The following is a 22984-nucleotide window of genomic DNA, read 5'->3' as shown; positions in this document are numbered from 1 at the left end:
CGATAGTTTGAGCGTACATATCTGCAAATTTATCATTATCTATATCTAAAAGTAGTAGTTTTTTAAATGTCTCTTTTAGACGATTTAATTCTTCTGTGGTTGTTTCTATTTCTAAAGATGATTGAATGGCGTTTCTAATGGTTTTAGTATAAGCTGCCATTTCTTTAGCCAAATCGTAATAGTTATTAATATCTTTGGCTTTTTGATTTAGGAATAATTGTAGTAATTCTCTAATTGGTTGTAAATCATTAACCAGAATAATTTTACCTGATTTAAAATCAGCTAGTTTAGCAGTTTTTTCACATTCTCCGTTTACATACCACCGAAATTCTAGATAATTAGTTAAAATCAAATTGTAACCAATGTTGGATTCTAAATAACGTTTAATTTGTGCAGTTTTTTGGATTTTACCTAAATCAACATGAATATCTTTAGCTTCTATATATCCTAAAATCCGCTCATTTTTTCTGATAGTTAAATCGGGTATTCCTGCTTGATTACCTTTTTCTTCAATTCTGGCATTAATCCCAATCATTAAACCTTCAATTAGTCGTTTTAGACTGGGGTAATGACTGCGTTCTCCACCGCGTTGGCTATTTTCTTGTAAATCTTGGATGTAGTTATTAAAATCAGACATAATCCCTGGATAATTATTTATTAAACTTCTTGCTTTTTATAATAGCATATAATTGTAATATATTTGTAGGTTGGGTTAAGCGACAGCGGAACCCAACAAGTTGTGAAAATGAAAATGTTGATGTTGGGTTTCCTGGGGTCAACCCAACCTACTGTAAATCATTTCATTCTAAAATCTTGCAATAAAAAAGGCATAATTGCACCCGTAATTAAACTAGCTACAGTAATGGGAATACAAAGGGGAATTGATGCTTGTGCTAGTAATACTAACATAACTGTGCCAATACCACTAGCAATTATGGTTTGACGCAGAAAATATATGGGGTCACGGAATAGTTTACCCTTAAGAAATAACTTAATAGAAAACCAACTTAATTCTAACATATATCCTCCTAGTAATTAGCTAATAAATTCAGGATAAATAACCCTAAAATTACCGCAGGAATTACCCCCGCTGGTGCGAATAAACTACCAATTATGGCTGCAAATTTGTATCCAATATCTTTACCAGCAAGGATAATTCCACCAATTGCACCACCAACCATTGATAAAATTACAGCAATGATTAACCAAGTAAATCCTGTGGTGAAATTTAATTCTGTATTTAGACTATACAGAAAGTTAATAAATTCTGGATCATTGACAAAATCAAACATGATGATTCTCCTATACTTGGATTTCTGCGGCTAAATCTTCTAGTGCTTTACCTACTATTTCTGCTTGTTCTAATTGTTGATTGTCTGTAAATATTTGCCAAGCTTGTTGATAGTATTCTCGCGCTTGCAAAAGATTTATTTGATTTCCTAATTCCGGTTTTTCAGGATTGTCAGGTAAGTTGAAAAGAACATTAGCTTTGTTAGAAATTGTATTAGCATATTCTAACGGTGTATCTTGAGGATTACGCACTTTTAAAGCTTCATTGTAAGCTAAAATAGCCCGTAAATTATTTTCTACAGGATGAGAACTCACTAAATATTGTAAAGCATTTCCTAAATTATTTTGCAACATTGCATATTCTCTAGGATGGTCAATTATGTTAATATGTTTGAGAGCAGTTTCAAAAGACTGTATTGCTAAACCTTGACGTAAAGATTCCCGTTCTGATGACATAGGTATAGACAGATAAGCGATCGCTATGTTATTATATAAAATCGCATATTCTTGGGGATACTTTTCCCAAGTAAACACCCGCAAAGCCTGATGATAAACATGAATACTATCAGTTATCCGCGCTAAATTTTCGGGAACTAAAGACTGTAAAACCAAACCCAAATTCATTTGGGCTGCTGCCACTTCCTCCGCTGTGGCAAATTGTTGTAAAATTGGTAAAGCTTCTTCATAATCTGCCCGCGCTTCTTGCAACAACTGGGAATCACCATCAGGAATCATCTGTAATGCCCCTGCCTTGCCCACCTTAGCCCGTGCTTTCAGTAAAACATATTCCAGTCCACACATTTGATATGCACGGTCAAATAGCCCAATTGCATGGCGTAAATCTTGGGATGTTTGCGGCTTTTTTTGTAAACCTGTAGCAATTTCCATCAGCATTTGGATTTTTTCTGCTGTTGTTGCTGACTCGGAAGATATAGCCGCGATCGCAGCTTTTACCGCTGAATCTGTCATACTAGATATCATAAATTATTCTGGGGAATTAAATTATCAATACTCACACATTTGGGTTATTAACTAAGCTGATTTACGCAGTTTTCGAGTTGATGCAGATTTCTGGATTTATCATTGTTTCATGACAAATTATGAAACCCACTTTTTTGATCAATTTCCTAGCTGAAAGCAAAATTTACCTAAAGCTAAATAGGGAGTTTTTACTTATTTCCTATTCACGAACTTGAGTACAAGGGCAACAACACCAATATTTTCCACTATAAAACATTTGCTTGATGAAAATCTAGAGTAAATTTACCAATATTAATCTCAGTTTAAAAAAATTTACTGTAATTTACAACTTGAATGATAGCTTTTACTAAGCTGTTACCCAGCTAAATTGTACCATCCTAATATGGTTAAATCTTGTTTGTGGTGCGGGCATCCTGCCCGCTATAATTATACAAACTATAATTATACAAACTAAATGCAGTACAGTTGATCACTCCAAGCCATATTTATTACATCATATATTTATATGATTATCTATATAGATGATTAGAAATATTTATCTACTGTTTACTTGTTTTAGTAAAACTACTTGACATCTTTTACCATAACTGGTATCATCAGCTAGATGTATATTTTACAATCTTTGTTCATTCAATAACCACGAGACATTATGAATTTACAGAAAATTGCGCTTGTAACCGGATTATCTGTTGCCAGTGTTTTGGGCAGTGGCGCTTTATCACCCGCCCATGCTATTGTAACCAATTACGAGATCACAGGTGGTACATTCAGCAACGGTGGAACACTAAGGGGATATTTCAAATACGATGGCTCAACGTATACAGATTGGTCTTTCAGTGTAACTGAAGCTAATAGTACATCTTTACTCAATGCTTTTACTTATAGTGCAGCGCAGGGTTCTACCCTGTCGAATTTTAGCCCCTCTGGCTTCACTCTTGATTATAAATTAGCCAATCCTCAATTTGAACGGACATTGGTAGTAGCTTTTGATCAAGCTTTACCCCTGTCCATTGGCCAGAGTACGACTATAACCAAATCTACTCCTCCCTTTTCGGCTGGCACTAGGGAGTCTGCGTTCAATACGGGGGCAAGTAATTCACGTGGTATTAGTGGTGGTATCGTGACCGCAGTTCCCTGGGAAACAGACGCGCTTCCTTTAGTGGGTGCAACAATGGTATTTGGGGCTGGCGTTTTTGCTAAAAGAAAAATCGCCCAAGGGAAAATCAAGAACCTTAATTTTGAACCAGTTAAGTCTGAATGCTTAAGCAACGTTGATTAATAACAGTATTTAACTAAGCAAATTTTAAAAAGCTAAGTTGGATAAATATTAATTAATCGCGTCTAATTTTATCCAGATTCGCAAATTTAAGGAAATGTGCTTAGGGAAATTATTATTTTTAGACCATTTAGAGTCTCTTTAAATCCCCGATTTCTTTTAATTCGGGGATGTTCTTGTTAAAATTAAATAGCATTTGTGAATCTTCCAAAGGTAATACTTCTACTGAATAAGATTTTAACCACTGCTGAAAAGAACGTCCACCTGCTTCAATATACTGCCTTAATTCCGGTAAACAACGACGACGATAAAAACCACATAAAGGTTGCCAAATTTGATGATTTTGTACCAAAGCTGCTATTTTATTTTCGGGAATTGTGTTTAATTGACCTATCCAATTTTGCAATATTTCTAGCCGTAAATTTGGTAAATCACAAGCCAATAAAAGTACCCAATTTGTTTCTACTGCTGCTAAACCTTGCATAAAACCTACAAGGGGTCCATGGGTGCGGGGTTCATTGCCAGTTTCCCCAGGTAAAGGAACTTCTCGAATAAATTGACTTTGAGGTGTGAGTAATTCTTGATAACGTTCTGGCCAGGGAGTGACAACATAAACTTTATCGGTGCAAGCTTCCCCAATAGTACAAATTAATTGTAACATAGGTACACCGCCCATGGGAATTAAAGCTTTATCTCTACCCATGCGAGTGCTTTTACCACCAGCTAAAATAATAGTAGTCAGATCATATTGAGAATCAATATTCATAATATTTGGATTCTATTTAATAAAATTTAACTTTATTTTCTCATAAATCATTTACAATAACTATATAAATCTATTTTTGATCAAAAAATAACACCCATTTTATGACAGATTTTTTTGAATTTGAAGCGGATTTTGTTGATTCCTTGCGCTGTATTCCTATGCTAGTACGTTACAAACTAGATACTTGCGGAATTAAGCTAAAATTAGCAGAATGGAATCAGATGAATCAAGAATCACGTCAAAAATTAATTATATTACCTTGTGATACAGATAGTCAAATTCATAATTACAGAGATTATATTCAGCAGCTAGTATTGAAACTGACTGGTAAATCTGTAGCTGAATTACCAATTGAACCTGATCCAGCATGGCTAGATACTACCAATATTCCCAGAAGTGTTGACGAAAAAGCTCAAGAAATAGGTATAATTATCACTATCGAGGCTTGGGAAAATTTGACTATTTTACAGCGGTTTGTCCTAATTAAACTCAGTCGTCCTAGCCATGAAAATAAAAACTTTTTACCGGCTTTGGTAGAATTTAATTTATTGCCAAAATCCTAAATTCTGCTATATTGCTATAGATGATACTTTTTAAGTAATTAGTAAAGGCAAATGATTAAATTAGACCAGTTTTTAAAGTTTATTGGTATAACCTCTACGGGAGGTCAAGCGAAATTGTTGATACTTGATGGTGAGGTGAAAGTGAATGGTATAGTGGAAACAAGAAGGGGACGAAAATTAGGAGATGATGATATAGTGACAATAGGACGAGAAACTTTTAAAGTAGGGGAAATTATACAGCAAGTTGAGATTGAGTGAAGTACACTTTGTGCAGGCAAGATGCCCGCACCACAAGAGTTTTATTATTAATATCTGTACTTCATAAGATCGGGAAATGCTGTATCACGTCCTGATAATTAATTAATTTTTATACTTGTTATTTATTTGTTATTTTACTGCCATTTGCCTATTCAAAAACTTTTAAGTTTTATTTAGAAAAAAGGTAATTGACTTAAATAATACCTTAGATTATAATAACAAATATAGCTATAGCACTCCTAAAGAAAATGTGTTTGTGGCAATTGCAGTAGACATAGATATCTCCCTGTTCTCCTCCTCCGTGATCTCTGTGTCCCAAGTGGTTGGTTAATACAAATCTGGCCCACAAATCAAATAGGAGTCCAAATTAATGATCAAGAGGGTCAAAATCTACAAGCTAAATCCTGAAAAAAGGGAAATTATACCCCTCGAAAACTTCCTTAATTGTCCATTGTCAACATATATAAAAATACATAGCTAATGACTAATGTACTTTGGCTACAAGGTGGTGCTTGTTCAGGTAACACCATGTCATTTCTGAATGCGGAAGAACCGACAGCTTGTGATTTAATTGCTGATTTCGGCATGAAAATACTTTGGCATCCTTCCCTGGGTTTAGAATTGGGTGATAACGTCCAAATCATGTTATGGGACTGTATTTTAGGGAAAACGCCCCTGGATATTTTAGTATTTGAAGGCAGCGTAGTTAACGCCCCTAATGGTACAGGAGAATGGAACCGGTTTGCAGACCGTCCCATGAAAGATTGGTTAAACGATTTAGCCAAAGTTGCCAAATTCATTGTCGCAGTAGGAGACTGTGCGACCTGGGGGGGAATTCCCGCAATGTCACCCAACCCCAGCGACTCCAAAGGACTACAATTTCTGAAACGGGAAAAAGGCGGTTTTTTAGGTTCAGATTTTATCAGTCAAGGTGGTTTACCCGTCATTAATATTCCCGGTTGTCCTGCACACCCCGACTGGATAACGCAGATATTAGTAGCGATCGCCACCGGACGAATTGATGATATAGTTCTCGATGAACTACATCGTCCCCAAACCTTCTTTAATACCTTCACCCAAACTGGTTGTACCCGCAATATTCACTTTGCATACAAAGCCACAACCGGGGAATTTGGCCAACGGAAAGGTTGTCTATTTTACGACTTAGGTTGTCGTGGACCCATGACCCGTTCTTCCTGTAACCGTATTCTTTGGAACCGCGTCTCCTCCAAAACCCGCGCTGGAATGCCCTGTTTAGGCTGTACAGAACCGGAATTTCCCTTTTTTGACCTTGAACCCGGAACAGTTTTTAAAACTCAAACCGTCATGGGAGTACCCAAAGAAATACCCCCCGGAGTCAACCATCAAGATTACGCAGTGCTTACCGTTGTGGCCAAAGATGCAGCCCCAAAATGGGCAGAGGAAGACTTTTTTACCGTTTAGTTATCAGTCATTGCTCATTGGTCATTAGTAGAAACAATTACCAATTACCAATTACCAATTACCAATTACCAATTACCAATTACCCAGAAAATATGCCAATTCAAACCTTAGATATTTCACCCGTTGGTAGAGTCGAGGGTGATTTAGATGTGCGTGTCGAAATCGAAAATGGATATGTCACCAACGCCTGGACTCATGCCGAACTTTTTCGGGGTTTTGAAATAATTTTACGCGGAAAAGATCCCCAAGCCGGCTTAATTGTTACTCCGAGAATTTGTGGTATTTGTGGCGGTTCTCACCTCAGTTCTGCCTCTTGGGCGTTGGACACAGCTTGGGGAACAGAAGTTCCCAGAAATGCGATTTTGGCGAGAAACTTAGGGCAAATTGTCGAAACAATCCAAAGTATTCCTCGCTATTTTTACGGACTATTTGCCATTGATTTAACTAATAAAAATTATCGCCGCAGTCACTTTTATGATGAAGCTTGTCGGCGCTTTGCTGCTTTCACAGGTAAATCCTATGAAATCGGCATTACCATTTCTGGAAAACCTGTGGAAATTTACGCTTTATTAGGTGGACAATGGCCGCACAGCAGTTATATGGTAATAAATTGGTGAATTGCTGATATAGTCAGGATTTACAAGGATAGGTTTGATTATTCCCTGATTTTTCCTTAAATTAGGTGATAAATCCACCCCCAGCTATGCTATAAGCAAAGATAGCCAGCAGCAAATTCATTTATTTGGTTTTCTTAGGCGTTACCTAATTTTTCCCTAACCCTGGAATAGCGATGCCTAGGTCGCGCAACGCTTACGCATAACTATGATAAATTTTTAGTAAGCAAAGAATAATCTAATCTACCTATCCTCTTTTAATCTCCTTCCTGATTATGAATTTTAAACGATGGCAAGAACTCAAGCAAATCCTCACTGAAGAAAAAGATTTGTCTAACATCTGGACATATTACATGGATCATTTTGCGGATCATCCCGAATTCATCAACTTGGGAAAACCTAGCCAGAATCAATATATAGATGCAGTTGTCAAAAAAACCTGTCAACAACTATTTGGTCAAAACGTCAAAATTACCAATTCTCTCCTTATCCATATTCCCCGACATCAATTTTTCCATGGACCATTGCAAGCAAGCGGACGAATTGGTGGTGTGATTTTCTTTGAGGATATCAAAGTCGGTTTAATGGCTATTTCCGCACACTTTCCCCCAACTAGTGAGGTGAAATATTCCCGGTTTACCGAAGTCATGGATCTATCACCACCAACAGGTCACGATTTAAATTGAAGCCTTCCTAACCCGCCCCAACCTGAAAATAGTCTAAACTTAAATTGTTCACCTATTACCAAAATCATCATGACCCGCTGGTTTAATATTGCAGGTCCTTGTAACCCTAAAAAAAACTATACCATCTCCACCACCAGTCGTTTACCCGACTTATTAATGTTAATTGCACAAGAAAGTTATTTTGTGCTTCATGCACCGCGACAAACCGGAAAAACCACCGCCATGTTAGCCCTAGCAAAGCAACTTACTGATACAGGAAATTATGCAGCAGTCATGGTATCAGCAGAGGTAGGAAGTGCATTTAATCATGATCCTAATGCAGCAGAATTAGCAATTTTAGGAATTTGGCGAAATACAATTGAGGATAGCTTACCGACCGAACTACAACCCCAAACTTGGGTTTATAATGTTCCTGGACAGAGAATTGCTGAAAATTTAAGAGCATGGTCAAGAGCTATCAATCGTCCGATAGTATTATTTATAGATGAAATTGATTCTTTGCAAGATGAAACTTTAATTTCAGTTTTACGACAATTAAGAGATGGGTTTCCTAAACGTCCCGAAAATTTTCCCTCATCTGTAGGATTAATTGGTTTACGAGATGTGAGAGATTATAAAGTAGCATCCGGTGGTAGTGACAGATTAAATACATCTAGTCCTTTTAATATTAAAGTTGCTTCTATTACTATGCGAGATTTTAATATTGAAGAAGTAGGAGAATTATATCAACAACATACAGCAGCAACAGGACAAATTTTCACAACAGAAGCTATAGAGACAGCATTTGATTTAACCCAAGGACAACCTTGGTTAGTCAATGCTTTAGCTAAAGAAGTTGTCGAAAAAATGGTGAAAGATAGAAATCTTGCTATTACTAAAGAACACATTTTACAAGCGGAAGAAATATTAATTGCTCGTCAAGATACTCATTTAGATAGTTTAGCTGAAAGGTTAAGAGAACCAAGAATAAAAGCAATTATTGAACCGATGTTAGCAGGTTTAGAATTAGGAAATATACCTAATGATGATATTCAATTTGTGATTGATTTGGGTTTATGTAAAATGCACCCTTATGGAGGATTAACTATTGCTAATCCCATTTATCGGGAAGTGTTACCGAGGGTGTTAACTGTCACACCAATGGCTTCTTTACCAATGATTGCACCGACTTGGTTAACCCCGGAGGGAGAGTTAAATATAGATGCTTTACTGGCAGCATTTATCAAATTTTGGCGACAGCACGGAGAACCGTTATTAGGTAGCACTGGCTATCATGAAATCGCACCGCATATTGTATTAATGGCTTTTTTACATCGTGTTATTAATGGTGGGGGAGTTTTAGAAAGGGAATATGCAATTGGTAGTGACAGAATGGATTTATGTATGCGTTATAAAGATGTTATTTTAGGAATTGAGTTAAAGGTATGGCGGGATCAAAAACGCGATCCGCAAGCTGATGGAATTGAACAATTAGAATCCTATTTAGGGCGTTTGGGGTTAGATTTTGGTTGGTTATTTGTGTTTGATAGGCGGAAAAATGCTTTACCAATGGAGGAAAGGTTATCAACTCAGGTTGTGGTGACAGAAAATCAACGTCGAATTACTGTGATTCGGGCGTGAGTCTTTCCACCCTTCGGGAAGTCAAAAGTCAAAAGTCAAAATCTCAATATTTTTAAGGATTTTGTTAGTAAACAATCAATAGCACTCAAGGAAACAAGAGAAACAAAGTATTGGTTAAAGTTGTTAGTTAAATCGGAAATTGTTCCTAATGAAAAAGTAGCAGACTTGGCTGATGAATCTGAACAGCTGATGAGAATTATTGCTAAATCAATTGTCACGACTAAAGGTAAGATGAAAAATAATTAATTTCTCACTTTCTTCTTACTTTCCTACTTTACTTATTTTTTGACTTTTGACTTTCCGAAGGGTGCTTCGTGGAAAATAACCTGGTTACAATTTTTAATAATTTTTTGTAACCCTTAAATGTTACAAGTTACAAGTCTCGACGCGAGAGAAGAACCTAAACCACCCAAATGCGCCAACCACCAACCCCCCATACCTACACTCCACCGCCATGGGAGGTGGCCTTCGGGTGCTTTTTTGTCAAAAGTAATATCCTTGTAGTACAACCAATGACTCAAAATTCCTCCTTTTCTCCATCCTACCTTGTCCCCGAACTTTTCCCAGATTTTTCCGTTATATTCTCTCGTTCCGCCTAAACCCTGATAAATGCGTTTCTGAACAGAAAACCCAAATCTGCCATTACTGTATTTTACCCACAACTTGTCAATGGTGCGGAGGTCTGCACAGGGAAAATTATCAATATTCTTAACATCTAACCAACCAACCTTTTCCCGCTTCGCAACCGTTAACATTACCCGTAATGTTTCATCGTCTGCTTCTTCCCATTTCCCTGCTTTGAGTAAGTCACGCAGTTTACTATAATCCATTCTTACATCTGATTTTAATTCTATCTCCGGGCTTACTGGTTGAGGTATGGATGACGCTTTTGGAGCTATTGTTGTATTCTGGCGGTTTGATAAACATTCAATCACCTGTGCCGCACTCCAGCGCTTGCTTTTCTCCCTTAACAAGCAATTAGTAACTACAGGGGCTAACCGTTCTGGAATCCTGGTTGGTAGCTTGACATCGCCCTGATAAATCTTCAGCATTAAGTCCATTTCACTTTGATAGTTAAAGGGTAAACGCCCCCCATCCACCAGCGCCGCTCCCAAAATCCCTAAAGACCACATATCCCACGCCGTTGATACCACGCTTTCATTGCCAAACGCCTCTGGTGGCATAAAAGCGATTGAGCCAGCGATATTACCAGTGCGAGATTGAGATTTGTCACTCATCTGCCGCGACAACCCGAAATCGCTTAACTTCCACTGCTCTTGGCAACGCAAAATATTCCCAGGCTTGACATCCCGATGAATAAGCCGTTTTTCTCGGTGTAAGTAATCTAATCCCCGTGCAACCTGCAAAAGAATGTCCACTACTTCCGCCTCACTGGGTTGCTTGTCTCGCAGTTCATCTTGGAGAGTCCCTTGGGCTAATTCCATTACCAGATAGAGATAATCCTCCCCTTGCCACCGCCATAGACCGACATGAAATCCAGTAACAACATGGGGATGGGATAGATTCACTGCTGTACCTAATTCGTCCCGTTGTTGCCCTTGTTGTCTTGTATATTCCGCTTCCCGTTTTTCCTTAGATAACCCAGCAAAATTTTCAATATCCAAGGGGGCGATAATTTTAATGGCTACATTCCGCAGAATTTTACCTAAAAAGACATCCTGACCTTTAAACACGCCACCAAACCCGCCTACCCCCAGTAGATTTTGGAGTTGGTAGCGGTCTTCGACCATTTGTCCTTCCATTTTGATAAAGGTGCGCTGTAAGCTCATGGTGATACTCCTGTAGATTAATTTTTAGAAAATATATTAGAGACATCCTAACATAGGTTACACTCCACAAGTCTTGATGCGAGAGAGCGGAAAAATCGCCATTTTATATTGTTATGTTGGTTCGATAATTTTTATCCCTGCTCGAAATTCCCGCAGTGCTTGAGCATGATTTTCTATATTAATACAACCCATTAATAAATCTACATCTAAACTCGGTAAAAGTTGCGATTTACTAACAGCTTCATACCCCTCATTTCCTAAACTATAAAACAATAATTCATCATTCATCCAAAACCAAACTTCAGGAATTTGTAACCGTTTATATGCTTCCAGTTTATTAATTTCTCCACTACTAACAACCACCTCAATTACTAAATCAGCACGTTTGCTATTTGCTCCCAATTCATAAGATTTATCACCTTCTTTTTTAACCTTTTCAAATTCATTTTCTAAAGTAACAGAACCAGTAGGAGTAAAATCTAACTCCAAAAATTCTAAATAAATTTCTAGTAAAGCCCCAATACGTTCTTTGATGGTTTCGTGTTTTTTCCCTGGCATTTTGCGAATCTCCAAAACTCCATCTAAAAAAGATAACCTTAACCCTGGACGATCAATTAGCTGTTCAACAGCTTTAAATTCTCTCCAGGTTAAGTCGCTAATTAAAATTGGTTCTGCTTCTCGTTCAATGAGTGTAGTTATCATAATTTAAACCCAAATTTAGAGATTTAATTTTGCTTAACATGATATCATAATAAAAACCTAGCGATCGCACTATTATTTTTACTGATCACTAAGCTGAAATATTATCAACCAAAACCTGATTCATAATTTGCTGTTTCAATGAATCTGCTGCAACTGAAGCAATACTTTCCCAATCTTTTTCTGTCAACATCACCCCAAGCAGTTCGCGCAAAACCTGATGATTAGAAATAAACTCCTCACCAAAAAGTTCATCCTTTTGTAACACAGCTTGAATATGTTCTTTAACAGTAGATGTAGGTAGTCTGAATCTTTCCAATAACTTCTCTCTCGCGGTAGCAGATGCTATAGAAGTCGCAGTTCCTAAATTCCAATCTTTGAGTAATAAACGCACTTCCCTATTCAAAGAAATCCGCAAAGTTTTTAAACGATAAAACAATTCGGGATTAAGTAATAGTTGACTAAAACCAGAACCCCAATCTAAACCAGCACCAATATTACCACCTACTTCTTCCTCAGCTAAAATGCTTTTTCTCAACCATTCTTCATTTAGCAATAAATCCATCGGGTTTGCTAATTCTTGGTTAGGGGTGAACGGAATATAATTAGATTCTTGCTGACTCATTACTTACCCTCACTGTTTTTGTTATGAGAACGCCATACACCGTACTCAAAATAAACCAAATCATCGTAATCTTCATCTTGCCCTAAATCTAGCATTCTTTGATTATCATAGAATTTTTCTGTCCCTGGTAAAGAATGTAAACCTACCCTACCTTCATAACCTAATTCTAAACTACGGGTGCGGGCAAATAGCAGAAATACACTCCCAACACCCTTGTATCGTGGTGGACGTTGCACATCCTGACGATTCCAAGGTGCTGTAGCAATTCCATCAACTATACTAAGCGTTTACCCTCTGTAATGCGTGATCCGTGCATCTGAGTTTCCATCAGCATCAATCCTTGTTGGTGAAAATGACTGTGGTAACAAACTAAAATACTATCATTTATTACTCGGATAATTAGAACCTCTCTTAATTTCGGGTTTAACGATTACGGAAACCATGAATTTACCTCCCGCAAATGTCAAAACCATACAACTTGATTATACAATAATCGCAACCAGTGAACCTTTTTATCATGTCAGATCATAATTTTCCTAAATAAATGTGTAAACTTAAAGAGTTCCCTAACTGCCAAAATAATCATGACTCGCTGGTTTAATATTGCAGGTCCATGTAAAGACGATATCCACTATATGCTCTCTCCCACAATACGATTACCAGATTTAGAGGAGCTAATTCAACAGCGTAGTTATTTTGTGCTTCATGCACCACGACAAACAGGGAAAACCACCGCCATGTTAGCCCTAGCAAAGCAACTTACTGATACAGGAAATTATGCAGCAGTCATGGTATCAGCAGAGGTAGGAAGTGCATTTAATCATGATCCCAGTGCAGCAGAATTAGCAATTTTGGGAACTTGGTATGATACTATTTCTATACGTTTACCCAAAGAATTTCAACCACCTGTTAAACAATGGCAACAGGAAGAACCAGGAAGTAGAATTAAAACTTTTTTATCAGGTTGGGCAAAAGCTATAAATCGTCCTTTAATATTATTTATAGATGAAATTGATTCTTTACAAGACCAAACATTAATTTCAGTTTTACGACAATTAAGAGATGGTTTTCCTAACCGTCCCGAAAATTTTCCCTCATCGGTAGGATTAATTGGTTTACGGGATGTGCGAGATTATAAAGTAGCATCTGGTGGTAGTGAACGACTAAATACATCTAGTCCTTTTAATATTAAAGTTGCTTCTATTACTATGCGAAATTTTAATATTGCAGAAGTAGGAGAATTATATCAACAACATACAGCAGCAACAGGACAAATTTTCACACCAGAAGCAACAGCAACGGCATTTGATTTAACCCAAGGACAACCTTGGTTAGTGAATGCTTTAGCTAAAGAAGTTGTAGAAAAAATGGTGAAAGATAGAAGTATTGCTATTACTAAAGAAGATATTTTAAAAGCCAAAGAAATATTAATTGCTCGTCAAGATACTCATTTAGATAGTTTAGCGGAAAAACTCAGAGAAAAACGAGTTAAAAATATTATTGAACCGATTTTAGCAGGGCAAACTTTACCGGATACTCTAGCAGATGATCGCCAATATTTAATAGATTTAGGATTATTGCGACGTGATCCGATGGGAGGATTAGTTATTTCTAACCCGATTTATCGTGAAGTTATTCCCCGTGTTTTAGTACAAGGAACTCAGGATAGTTTACCTCTGATTAGTCCTAGTTGGTTGACTCCCAAAGGTGAATTAAATATAGATGCTTTATTAACAGCATTTCTCAAATTTTGGCGACAGCATGGAGAACCATTATTAAGTAGTGCTGCTTATCATGAAATTGCCTCCCATATTGTATTAATGGCTTTTTTACATCGTGTGGTTAATGGTGGGGGAGTTTTAGAAAGGGAATATGCCATTGGTAGTGATAGAATGGATTTATGTATGCGTTATAAAGATGTCACGTTAGGGATTGAGTTAAAGGTATGGCGGGATAAAAAACGCGATCCTCAAGCTGATGGAATTGAACAATTAGAATCCTATTTAGGGCGTTTGGGGTTGGATTTTGGTTGGTTATTTGTGTTTGATAGGCGGAAAAATGCTTTACCAATGGAGGAAAGGTTATCAACTCAGGTGGTGGTGACGGAAAATCAACGTCGGATTACTGTGATTCGGGCGTGAGTGTTTTCAGGACTTACCCAAAATACCTCTAAAACTCCCTTTCCTTCCTGTCCTATCTTGGCAAAGGTTTCTTCGTGGTTCATTCTTTTATGACTTGTGCGTATCGCAGTTAATCCCAGTTAAGGAAGTTCAAGGCAGGTGGTTAAGTATAATTTTTACTTTCCCTGGAAATATAAACCCGGGTTTTTCTCAATATAAATACGTAAATAGCAATACATAAGTTATGATATTTACATAAATAATTCATGAGTTACGGAATAAACGAACCACAGAGGCACAGAGTTCACGGAGTAATAACCCACATTCCGCACCCTACAGGATTGGCGATTCCTGCGGATCGCAACGCTTACGCACTCTACTTACAGCAGTTGTGGGCGATTTAACCCACACTTTGATTACCTTCTTCCTTCGCGCTTTTCCTGCTGCGCGAGATCAAAAAATGTGGTTTATTTACCCGAAAAATGAAGATTTTATTTTGAGCGATCGCCTAGAAAAACAAACTATTACGGAAAATGGCGTTCATTACGGTGTTGAAGTTTTTGGCAAAATTTTCGACAACCTTTCCCGACAAGGACTATACCCAGATGACTGGATTCAAGATTTTACATCTCTATCTAATGAGTTTAAAATAGAAGTAATAGAAGAATTTTGAAAATTTTTAATGGAGTTAAACTCAATGAGTACATTATTTAACTTACTCGAAAAAATTAAAACCAAACCAGGCTTATATTTGGGAACAGCATCTATCAGTAATTTACGGATGTTTATTTTGGGATATCGCTTTTCTCGATCTGAATTAGGTATTACTAATACTGAAAATGAAAGTGATTTTTATAAAAACTTTCAACCTTGGCTACAAAACCGCTTATCTATCCATACTGTTAACGCTTGGGATAAAATTATTTTACTCACCTGTATTGATGAAAAAGCTGCATTTGATTACTTTTTTCAATTACTAGATGAATTTATTCAAAGAGACAAAAGCCAAGATATTGAACCAATCCTGGCTGAACCATCCTCTAAAAATTCTCAAGAAGCTGCTTGAATAATAACAGTGAATCTTAGTGTGCTGGTTGTTTCTGTTGCAGTTAATCACAGTTAAGGAAGCACAAGACAATGGATTTTGAGCGATAGCGAAGCGCGACCTAGGAATCGCACTTAAACCACAACTAGCGAACTGACAAGTCAGCACTTCGCTATCGCATTTAATAGTAGTTAAGGAAACACAAGAAAATGGAAATTCAGCAAACTGCTCGCAGCAGCGCTTCGCTATCGCTTTTCTCAAAGATGTTTAACGGTAAAATTATTGAATCTTGGTGTTGCTGAATCAAGGTATGAAAATAAAAATCTAATAATCTGAAGTATTGGCCATGTAATAGTTTAGCGATGCCTACGGCAAGCGAAGCTATCGCTAATAAATAAAAATCATACCCGAAATCAGCAACGCCTGAATTTTTAGCAGAAATACATGGTACCATCAGACAAGTTGGTAATAATGCACTCACCACATAATGAATTACAGAGACTATATCACAATTGAACCCAATAAACGTGGTGGTAAGCCTTGTGTACGTGGCTTGCGAATTACAGTTTATGAGGTGCTGGAATACCTAGCTTCCGAGATGACTGAAGCGGAAATTCTTGATGATTTTCCCGACCTAACGCGAGAAGATTTAAAGGCTTGTATTGCTTATGCGGCTGACCGTGAACGTCGGCTGATGATTTCGACCTGATCAGCATGAAATTACTATTTGATGAAAATTTATCCCCTAAATTATCCACCAGTTTGAGCGATATTTTTCCAGACTCGCCTCATGTTCGGGATGTAGGCATGAAAGCAACAATAGACCCGATAGTTTGGAATTATGCAAAAGATAATGATTTGATGATCGTCTCAAAAGATGCTGATATGCACGATCTGAGTTTAGTGTTTGGGAATCCCCCAAAAGTCATCTGGCTTAGACTTGGAAACTGTTCTACCTTACAAGTTGAAAATTTACTGCGTCGGGAGTTCAGCACAATTAAATTATTTTATGAAGATGAAAATTCATCATTGCTTGCCCTCTCATCATCGCACTAAAAAATTGGGCGTTGCTGAAACCAGGTATGAATTTAGGTGTAGAGACGAGAATCCCTACATGAGGAACGTCTCTAGAGTTATTGGCAATGTCCCGCTTTAAACTCAGCGATCGCACTATATCATAAAAATTCATGAAAGAGGTTATCGAACGGTTCTGTATTTTTCCAACGATAGGTGTTGAAGTCTCGATAATCAACCGATAAAATTTGGCCATGACCTAATTCTTCTGCCAAGATAACGAGAGAGGCATCGGCTAAATCCATCGGTAAATCTTTATATTTTTCCATTAGTTCTTCAATACGCTGGCAATGATGTTGTTTGAGATCAAAGATTTGTAGCTTTCCTGTAGAAATTTTATTAATAAAGATTTTTGGAGCATCTACTCCTACTCTTTTTTGTAATAGATAGCAAGTTTCCGTGACGACACACCAGGTTGTAATAAATTGCTGATTAGCTAAATCTTGAAATCGTTTTTTGGCGGCTATATGAACTGCATCTTTTTTATTGGCAAGAGCTAACCAAAAGCCTGTATCAACTATGATCATATTTTTGATTAAGTTCACGGTCTAAGTAGTTTTTATAGTTTTTAGAGAGGTCTGTTTCAGCTTCTATGCAACCGATAAAGTCTGACCAGTCTTGCAAGGAATTTTCTGAGGATTCCTGTTGATTCAGAAGATAGCGTTTTTTCAGGACTTCTACGAGTTCGACTATGATTTGTTGTGCATCGGGAGGAAGAGACGCAATATCTTGTTGAATTGTATCTAAGTTCATAATCTCATTTTCCTGTTTCCTTGATTATAGTTTAGCAAAAACGATTTCTGCGGAGCGCAACGCTTACGCATTAACTCAATATTAGCGAACTGACAAGTCAGCGCTTACGCTATCGCAATTAATAGTAGTTAACGAAGCACAAGACAATGGATTTTGAGCGATCGCACTACAGGATTGGCGATCGCACTTAAGAATATTGGGACGATTAGCAGTAGGGTGTTTTAGCGACAGCGTAACGCACGGAGAATCAGTAAATAATCATACATAAGGTGCGTTACACTCCGTTAACGCACCCTACAGGATCAGCGATCGCACTATGAATTGTGAGATTGCGGCATCTGCCAAAGTGTAAGCAGAACCGCAGAATCGTCTAAATGTATATCTACCCCAGGTTGGTAATAGAAACAGAGTCAATTGATTTACGAATATTACTCTCAAGCTGATTGATTCGTGTCGTCACATCTACCAAACTTGACCTTTTGAGGAGTTGAAGATTAGAGAAAATCCGCTCACGTAGCATTGGTTTTTCTTGATCAACTCTATGAACATAACTTAGCAAATCATAAGCAATTAACCCCCCGCCTAGAATCGGACCGGCAAATTTTCCGGCAAATTTGACTGCTCCCATCGCGCCAACTCCAAAAGCTGATGCGGCCTCTGGTCCTAGTCCAGTAATTAGAGGTTCAAGCAGCCTAACGGCTTGTCCTTCAAAGAATGCACTGACTGTACCAGAAAGCAAAGCATCAGCAAGAAAATATCCGCCAGCAATTGAAGTTCCCGCAAGAGCAGAACCGGAAATTGGATCTCGTTTAGCAACTGTTTCGGAAATTCTGGCTAAATAGAGATTCCATTGTTGCGGAGGAATTTTTAAGTCCTTCTGAGCAGCAGTTAGCTTCTTATTAAGTTCGAGTGCATACAAATTCGTAACCTCAGCAGTGAGAACTTCAAGTCTTGCCTTAATATCTTCAGGGCTGACCACGCGGCTAGTAAACTGCTGGTTAAAGTCTTGAAACTCTTTCTCGCTGATGTTCTGACCTGTTACTCCTCGCCATAAAGCAAGAATCTCTCTGCCTTTCTGATTGAAATAACCATAGTACCAGTCCAAAAAATCTCCATCTACACGAGTTTTTAGCTCATCAAACCAAATATCTAAATCTCTAGAGGCCAAGTCCTCAGCCGTAGCACGAGCTTCAGTAAGGGCTGTTAATGTTCGCCGATTTACTTTTTCATCCAATGCACTGTCTTTACTACCAAAATGCACTTCTACAGGTATAGTTTTATTGATAGAGATATTCGCTGGATTGGGTAATTCTGGTCGTTGTGACCACGAATAACTACTCCAAACACTGCCTAAGAACGGAAGAATTACGATGAAGAGTAATGCTAGTAAAACTAGATAACTAGCAAAATTTTTCCAACTTAAAGACAGTTTCCACTTAGTATTAACTTCCTCCTTAAGTTCTGGACCTACAGCATCTGTATTCTTTGAAAAATCTTGTGTTAGAGATTCATTCTGCGTGATATCTGGTTCTATGGCTTGTGCTTGTTGAGTATTTTCCAGTCGGGAACCCAAGTTGGCTGATTGTTCTTTATTCATAAACCAAAAACTTCCTTTTTATATCCTTATTCAGATAATATACAGAATTTTTATGTAAAAAAGATGGGTTGTCACACATTTCACCACAGTTTTGCTACTCATTTACTGCCAAATTTTTTACTTCCCAACAATTTCCACTTTTCCACCTCCAACCTTAATCTTTCATTCTCCATCCGTAGCGCCAATATTTCATTCTTCTGCAATTCAATTAACGACCTTTGACTAATTACCTCACCAAAGGCTTTTTTCCGATTTTCAATCCCAAACCATCTTTGATAAGTCTTTGTATGTTCATCAACAGTATGACCTAAATTATCTGCTGCTGCTTTAATTGGTATTCCCTGAAGATGCGCTCGAATTGCACAACTATGACGTAAATCATAGGGTTGAAACTCAATTCCCACTTTTCTAAACCATCTGGATATATCTCTTCGCATCCAATTAATATTTTGTACAGAGGCAATTTTTTCAACTTTTCTTTCTAAAATATTTAATGGTTTGGGATTTTTTAAATCAAATAATTCTATCCATTCAGTCACAAAAGGTATAACTTCTCTATATCCAGTTTTAGTATTTTTATTGACCTTCCAAGTATGATCTATATTTTGGGGGGACATCCACCAATTAATATCCGGTTGGACAAATAATTCCCTTGGTCTTAATCCATAAGTGGCTAACATTCCATATACCCAACGCCACATTTCCCAGGTGTCTATCTCATCAGTAATGTTTGTATTTTTGCGGTTGAGGGCGAATTTTTCAAAGAGGTAAAAACCAGATATGATTTTTTGATCATCGGGTATTTCTCGATAAGCAGGAGTGACATGATCCCGTTTAACATCGAGTTGAAATCCTAAATTAAAGGTTTTAATCAAAACCGAAGTTACCGCAATCAATTCATTTTTTTTATTACCCTGAAATGAATTAATAACTTCCTCAAAATTTTCTTTTGTCGCTAAATGGGTGAGAGTCAAGTTTCTTTTAATAACAGATATATAGTTAGCAAAAGTATTTTCACTAGTTAAAGTTTTCTGACGAGTTTGATAATATTTTTCATCAAATTTATCTAATAATTCGCCAATTGTTTTGCTCTCTTGTTTCTCTCTCGATTTAATTCCTAAATACTTCTCATTCCACTCGAAAGTATGACGAGCAATTAATTTACCTAATTCATAACTTTCTTCAATGGCTGTTTTTAATCCCTCTAAATTTGCGGGTATTCCTAAAGATATATCATACTGTTTTTTCTGTTTACCTATACTACTATCCCCTGGTTTTAAGGGTAAGGTAGCTCGTAATTGGAGAGAATTGCCAGTTTGTTTAATACTAACTTTTATTCTCTCTCTTTTTAAATTACTATTAGCTGCAATTAACTTCTGTTCAAAAACTGCTTGATACTGTAATTCTGTTGCTTTTATTTTCGTCATTGTTCCTCTATAGCTGCTGTCTGTGGTGTTCTGCGGTTCAAAATATGCAAATATATCGGCGAATAAGTCGGTTGAGTCTGCATTTGTATATTCCTGTGTAGATGTGGAATATATACCCTCGCAATTACTCTGATCTTGTCCGCTTATTCCCTAAATATTCCCTTATTTATCAAAGCTAAAATCATGAAAATAAAATGTTATTACTGAGCAAAATTACTTTAAAAATAAGTTACTCAGGAACATTTTTAATATATCACCTGTTGTCATAGCAGTTATATGGTGCCTGGTGGAGTAATGTGCGCCCCCACTTTAACTGATATTACCCGCGCCTGGGCAATTTTGGAATATTTCCGCACTAATTGGTTAGAACCAGTGTGGTTAGGATGTTCTTTAGAAAGATATGAAGAAATTCAATCTTATGAGGATTTTCAAAAGTGGTTAAATGAAGATGTTAAACATCGAGAATCTGACTTGGGTTTATATTGGAGAATGGGGTTAGATATCGGTTTGGATAGATATGGTGCGGGTGTGGGTAAATATGTGACTTGGGGTTATATTCCCCATGAGGATAAATACAATAAGCCCACTGTTGAAGGACGTAATGCTGCTGTGATTATGAAAAGTGGTGTTTATGATAGTTTTACTGATACTCATAGCTTGATGAATCAAGCATTTGCTCGTGAGAATTTAACCCATTCCTGGTATGATGAGGGTAGCCAAGATTGGCATCCAAGCGATCGCACTACAAACCCAATTAATCACAATCAAAAAGACTTTAATGGGGCATATTCTTGGTCAAGTGCTGTCCTCCACCAAGACTTAGGACGTTTAGAAGCAGGACCTCTAGCGCGTCAATTAGTTGCCGGCGGAAATCATGGAGAATCTTGGCAACATTATGACCCATTTATTCTGGATACATTTAAGAAAATGGGGGGTGCAAGTGTTCATGTTAGACAATTAGGAAGAGTCCACGAAATAGTTAAACTATATCGTCAAGCTGAACGGTGTTTAAGGGAGTTTAAATTAAACGATCCTTGGTATATTAAACCCGAAGAAAAAGATGGTAAAGGTTGGGGTGCAACGGAAGCCGCTAGAGGTGCATTATGTCACTGGGTAGAGATCGAAAAAGGCAAAATTAAACAATACCAAGTTATCGCTCCCGGTACTTGGAATATCGGACCCCGTGACGGTGCGGGAGAACTAGGACCGATTGAAAAAGCATTAATAGGAACGCCAATTCAAGACCCTAAAGACCCGGTAGAAGTCGGTCATGTAGCCCGTTCTTTTGATTCGTGTTTGGTGTGTACTGTTCATGCCCATGACGCAAAAACTGGTGAAGAATTGGCACGGTTTAGAACAGCTTAATTTATATGATTCAGATCCCGGACTTCTTCAAGAAGTCAGGGTTCTATATAATTGTTATTTACTGTACAAAAGTTCCTAAATCCGTGAGTTAGTCTGAATTTTAAGGAATAATTGATAATTCCTAATTATCAGATGAAGAATTATCAATTAGGAATTAGAAAATACTAAAATTGGTAACTAATTGTGTCTAATTTAGAACTACATCAATATCTTCCCCAGCTTCCTGATGCCGTACTGCAAGAATTTATAGAATGGTGTATGTTGGAGCAGTCAACAGCCGCAGGATTAGAATTTAAACCTGATCAAAGTAAGTTCAAGAATTTAGCCCCAGCGGATTATTCTAAGCAACTAGTTGATCAATTTATGAAAGTCAGACCTGACCCAATTAGAGCCGGTTTGGTGGCTGTCATTGCCGGAAAACAAGCTGATAAACACGAATTAACAGGTTTAGCTGCGGTGGTTGATTTTGTTTCTCTTTATGTTAAGTATTTAATTCCTAAAGATGGTACTAATCCAGAAGAAGCTGATGCAATTTTAGCGAAAGCATCACAACATCAATATGAGCGACTTGTGGAAATTTCCCAAAAGCATGGTGTAAGTTTATAGATTTATAGGGTGGGTAATTCCCACCCATGAAAATAATAATTGACAATAATTGTAGGTTGGCTTAAGCGAATCGCAACCCAACACAAAAGGGTAAGTCAATTATAAACCTCAGTTAAAGATTTTCAAGATGTTAATTTTTAATCTAAAAAATGAAAATTTATTTACTCACAATGAATAAATTATCAATAAATAATCCTGTTAATCCTTTAATCTTGATCATCCTGATTCTGACAATAGTAACCTCTGACGCACTTAGTTAATATACAGCAGTTTCCGAAGTTATGAGGTACAGTTAGTAATAATAAAGATAATACTGTCATGAAAGCATATTCAGTGGATCTCCGAGAAAAAATAGTTGCAGCCCATATTGAGGAAAAAATATCAAT

Annotated in this window: 26 protein-coding genes and 4 pseudogenes; 15 read left to right on the top strand and 15 right to left on the bottom strand. The window is 37.3% G+C overall.

Annotation, left to right across the window (positions count from 1 at the left end; translation table 11 throughout):
- From FFO06_RS18615 to FFO06_RS18600, 4 genes and pseudogenes are all read right to left on the bottom strand, one after another.
- A pseudogene (locus tag FFO06_RS18615) lies at positions 1-637 on the bottom strand (type ISP restriction/modification enzyme); the annotation flags it as partial.
- A 158-nt stretch (positions 638-795) separates the two neighbouring features.
- Positions 796-1020: a hypothetical protein gene (locus FFO06_RS18610; RefSeq protein WP_137909367.1), complete on the bottom strand. Its 225-nt coding sequence runs from the start codon at positions 1018-1020 to the stop codon at positions 796-798.
- A gap of 8 nt (positions 1021-1028) precedes the next feature.
- A complete protein-coding gene (locus FFO06_RS18605) occupies positions 1029-1292 on the bottom strand; it encodes an asr0689 family protein (RefSeq protein ID WP_028089732.1) in 264 nt (87 codons plus the stop codon).
- 10 nt (positions 1293-1302) lie between these two features.
- Positions 1303-2271 carry a hypothetical protein gene (locus FFO06_RS18600; protein ID WP_137909366.1) on the bottom strand — a complete coding sequence of 323 codons (969 nt, stop codon included), beginning with the start codon at positions 2269-2271 and terminating at the stop codon, positions 1303-1305.
- 649 nt (positions 2272-2920) lie between these two features.
- Between FFO06_RS18600 and FFO06_RS18595 the strand changes: the two genes are divergently transcribed.
- Positions 2921-3550 (top strand): hypothetical protein, encoded by a 630-nt coding sequence (locus FFO06_RS18595; RefSeq protein WP_137909365.1) that lies wholly within the window; start codon positions 2921-2923, stop codon positions 3548-3550.
- Between the two features lie 127 nt (positions 3551-3677).
- Here FFO06_RS18595 and FFO06_RS18590 read toward each other — a convergent pair whose 3' ends face one another.
- Complete coding sequence (locus FFO06_RS18590) at positions 3678-4313, bottom strand: molybdenum cofactor guanylyltransferase (protein ID WP_137909364.1); 636 nt, start codon at positions 4311-4313, stop codon at positions 3678-3680.
- Positions 4314-4414: 101 nt separating this feature from the next.
- On the opposite strand from FFO06_RS18590, the gene FFO06_RS18585 reads away from it, so the two are divergent.
- From FFO06_RS18585 to FFO06_RS18555, 7 genes and pseudogenes are all read left to right on the top strand, one after another.
- Positions 4415-4876 (top strand): nitrate reductase associated protein, encoded by a 462-nt coding sequence (locus tag FFO06_RS18585; RefSeq protein ID WP_137909363.1) that lies wholly within the window; start codon positions 4415-4417, stop codon positions 4874-4876.
- A 51-nt stretch (positions 4877-4927) separates the two neighbouring features.
- Complete coding sequence (locus tag FFO06_RS18580; RefSeq protein WP_137909362.1) at positions 4928-5134, top strand: RNA-binding S4 domain-containing protein; 207 nt, start codon at positions 4928-4930, stop codon at positions 5132-5134.
- Positions 5135-5614: 480 nt separating this feature from the next.
- Positions 5615-6577 (top strand): hydrogenase small subunit, encoded by a 963-nt coding sequence (locus FFO06_RS18575; protein ID WP_137909361.1) that lies wholly within the window; start codon positions 5615-5617, stop codon positions 6575-6577.
- Positions 6578-6669: 92 nt separating this feature from the next.
- Positions 6670-7182: pseudogene (locus tag FFO06_RS18570) on the top strand (nickel-dependent hydrogenase large subunit); the annotation flags it as partial.
- A gap of 284 nt (positions 7183-7466) precedes the next feature.
- The gene (locus tag FFO06_RS18565) at positions 7467-7877 is read left to right on the top strand and encodes a hypothetical protein (protein ID WP_137909360.1); all 411 of its coding nucleotides are present in this window, start codon (positions 7467-7469) and stop codon (positions 7875-7877) included.
- Between the two features lie 69 nt (positions 7878-7946).
- Positions 7947-9497, top strand: coding sequence for an ATP-binding protein (locus tag FFO06_RS18560; protein WP_137909359.1), 1551 nt, complete (start codon positions 7947-7949; stop codon positions 9495-9497).
- Between the two features lie 48 nt (positions 9498-9545).
- Complete coding sequence (locus tag FFO06_RS18555; RefSeq protein ID WP_137909358.1) at positions 9546-9743, top strand: four helix bundle protein; 198 nt, start codon at positions 9546-9548, stop codon at positions 9741-9743.
- A 113-nt stretch (positions 9744-9856) separates the two neighbouring features.
- Here the strand turns inward: FFO06_RS18555 and FFO06_RS18550 are convergent, their stop codons facing one another.
- From FFO06_RS18550 to FFO06_RS18535, 4 genes and pseudogenes are all read right to left on the bottom strand, one after another.
- Positions 9857-11287, bottom strand: coding sequence for a serine/threonine-protein kinase (locus FFO06_RS18550; RefSeq protein WP_137909357.1), 1431 nt, complete (start codon positions 11285-11287; stop codon positions 9857-9859).
- A gap of 111 nt (positions 11288-11398) precedes the next feature.
- Positions 11399-11989 (bottom strand): Uma2 family endonuclease, encoded by a 591-nt coding sequence (locus FFO06_RS18545; RefSeq protein ID WP_137909356.1) that lies wholly within the window; start codon positions 11987-11989, stop codon positions 11399-11401.
- An 88-nt stretch (positions 11990-12077) separates the two neighbouring features.
- Positions 12078-12611: a hypothetical protein gene (locus tag FFO06_RS18540; RefSeq protein ID WP_137909355.1), complete on the bottom strand. Its 534-nt coding sequence runs from the start codon at positions 12609-12611 to the stop codon at positions 12078-12080.
- Positions 12611-12954 (bottom strand): annotated as a pseudogene (locus FFO06_RS18535) (GNAT family N-acetyltransferase); the annotation flags it as partial. The gene FFO06_RS18540 and the pseudogene FFO06_RS18535, both read right to left, overlap by 1 nt.
- Positions 12955-13195: 241 nt before the next feature.
- Here FFO06_RS18535 and FFO06_RS18530 point away from each other — a divergent pair.
- The 3 genes from FFO06_RS18530 to FFO06_RS18520 all read left to right on the top strand — a co-directional run bounded on the left by FFO06_RS18530 (position 13196) and on the right by FFO06_RS18520 (position 15797).
- On the top strand, positions 13196-14752 hold the full coding sequence (locus FFO06_RS18530; RefSeq protein WP_137909354.1) for an AAA-like domain-containing protein: 1557 nt from the start codon (positions 13196-13198) through the stop codon (positions 14750-14752).
- Positions 14753-15122: 370 nt separating this feature from the next.
- The gene (locus FFO06_RS18525; RefSeq protein WP_236097185.1) at positions 15123-15404 is read left to right on the top strand and encodes a papain fold toxin domain-containing protein; all 282 of its coding nucleotides are present in this window, start codon (positions 15123-15125) and stop codon (positions 15402-15404) included.
- A 24-nt stretch (positions 15405-15428) separates the two neighbouring features.
- Complete coding sequence (locus tag FFO06_RS18520) at positions 15429-15797, top strand: hypothetical protein (protein ID WP_137909353.1); 369 nt, start codon at positions 15429-15431, stop codon at positions 15795-15797.
- 196 nt (positions 15798-15993) lie between these two features.
- Here the strand turns inward: FFO06_RS18520 and FFO06_RS18515 are convergent, their stop codons facing one another.
- Positions 15994-16260, bottom strand: a complete 267-nt coding sequence (locus tag FFO06_RS18515) for a hypothetical protein (protein ID WP_137909352.1) — start codon at positions 16258-16260, stop codon at positions 15994-15996.
- A gap of 3 nt (positions 16261-16263) precedes the next feature.
- Between FFO06_RS18515 and FFO06_RS18510 the strand changes: the two genes are divergently transcribed.
- Both FFO06_RS18510 and FFO06_RS18505 read left to right on the top strand, forming a co-directional pair.
- Positions 16264-16485 (top strand): DUF433 domain-containing protein, encoded by a 222-nt coding sequence (locus FFO06_RS18510; protein ID WP_137909351.1) that lies wholly within the window; start codon positions 16264-16266, stop codon positions 16483-16485.
- 5 nt (positions 16486-16490) lie between these two features.
- A complete protein-coding gene (locus tag FFO06_RS18505; RefSeq protein WP_137909350.1) occupies positions 16491-16832 on the top strand; it encodes a DUF5615 family PIN-like protein in 342 nt (113 codons plus the stop codon).
- A 119-nt stretch (positions 16833-16951) separates the two neighbouring features.
- Here the strand turns inward: FFO06_RS18505 and FFO06_RS18500 are convergent, their stop codons facing one another.
- From FFO06_RS18500 to FFO06_RS18485, 4 genes are all read right to left on the bottom strand, one after another.
- Positions 16952-17377, bottom strand: a complete 426-nt coding sequence (locus FFO06_RS18500) for a type II toxin-antitoxin system VapC family toxin (RefSeq protein WP_137909349.1) — start codon at positions 17375-17377, stop codon at positions 16952-16954.
- Positions 17364-17603 (bottom strand): hypothetical protein, encoded by a 240-nt coding sequence (locus tag FFO06_RS18495; RefSeq protein WP_137909348.1) that lies wholly within the window; start codon positions 17601-17603, stop codon positions 17364-17366. Before FFO06_RS18495 ends, FFO06_RS18500 begins: the two co-directional genes overlap by 14 nt.
- Before the next feature lie 382 nt (positions 17604-17985).
- A complete protein-coding gene (locus FFO06_RS18490) occupies positions 17986-19200 on the bottom strand; it encodes a hypothetical protein (protein ID WP_137909347.1) in 1215 nt (404 codons plus the stop codon).
- Positions 19201-19298: 98 nt separating this feature from the next.
- The gene (locus FFO06_RS18485; protein WP_137909346.1) at positions 19299-20774 is read right to left on the bottom strand and encodes a site-specific integrase; all 1476 of its coding nucleotides are present in this window, start codon (positions 20772-20774) and stop codon (positions 19299-19301) included.
- 117 nt (positions 20775-20891) lie between these two features.
- Here FFO06_RS18485 and FFO06_RS18480 point away from each other — a divergent pair.
- Positions 20892-21992, top strand: a pseudogene (locus FFO06_RS18480) (nickel-dependent hydrogenase large subunit); the annotation flags it as partial.
- Between the two features lie 183 nt (positions 21993-22175).
- On the top strand, positions 22176-22598 hold the full coding sequence (locus FFO06_RS18475; RefSeq protein WP_137909345.1) for a hypothetical protein: 423 nt from the start codon (positions 22176-22178) through the stop codon (positions 22596-22598).
- 206 nt (positions 22599-22804) lie between these two features.
- Here FFO06_RS18475 and FFO06_RS22145 read toward each other — a convergent pair.
- On the bottom strand, positions 22805-22984 hold a 180-nt coding region (locus FFO06_RS22145), incomplete at its 5' end, for a hypothetical protein (protein WP_236097184.1).

It is taken from the genome of Dolichospermum planctonicum, from assembly GCF_005402965.1.
Taxonomy (GTDB): Bacteria; Cyanobacteriota; Cyanobacteriia; order Cyanobacteriales; family Nostocaceae; genus Dolichospermum; species Dolichospermum planctonicum.
The sequence above is the reverse complement of the archived record's forward strand: the minus strand, read 5'-3'. Positions and strand labels throughout refer to the sequence as shown.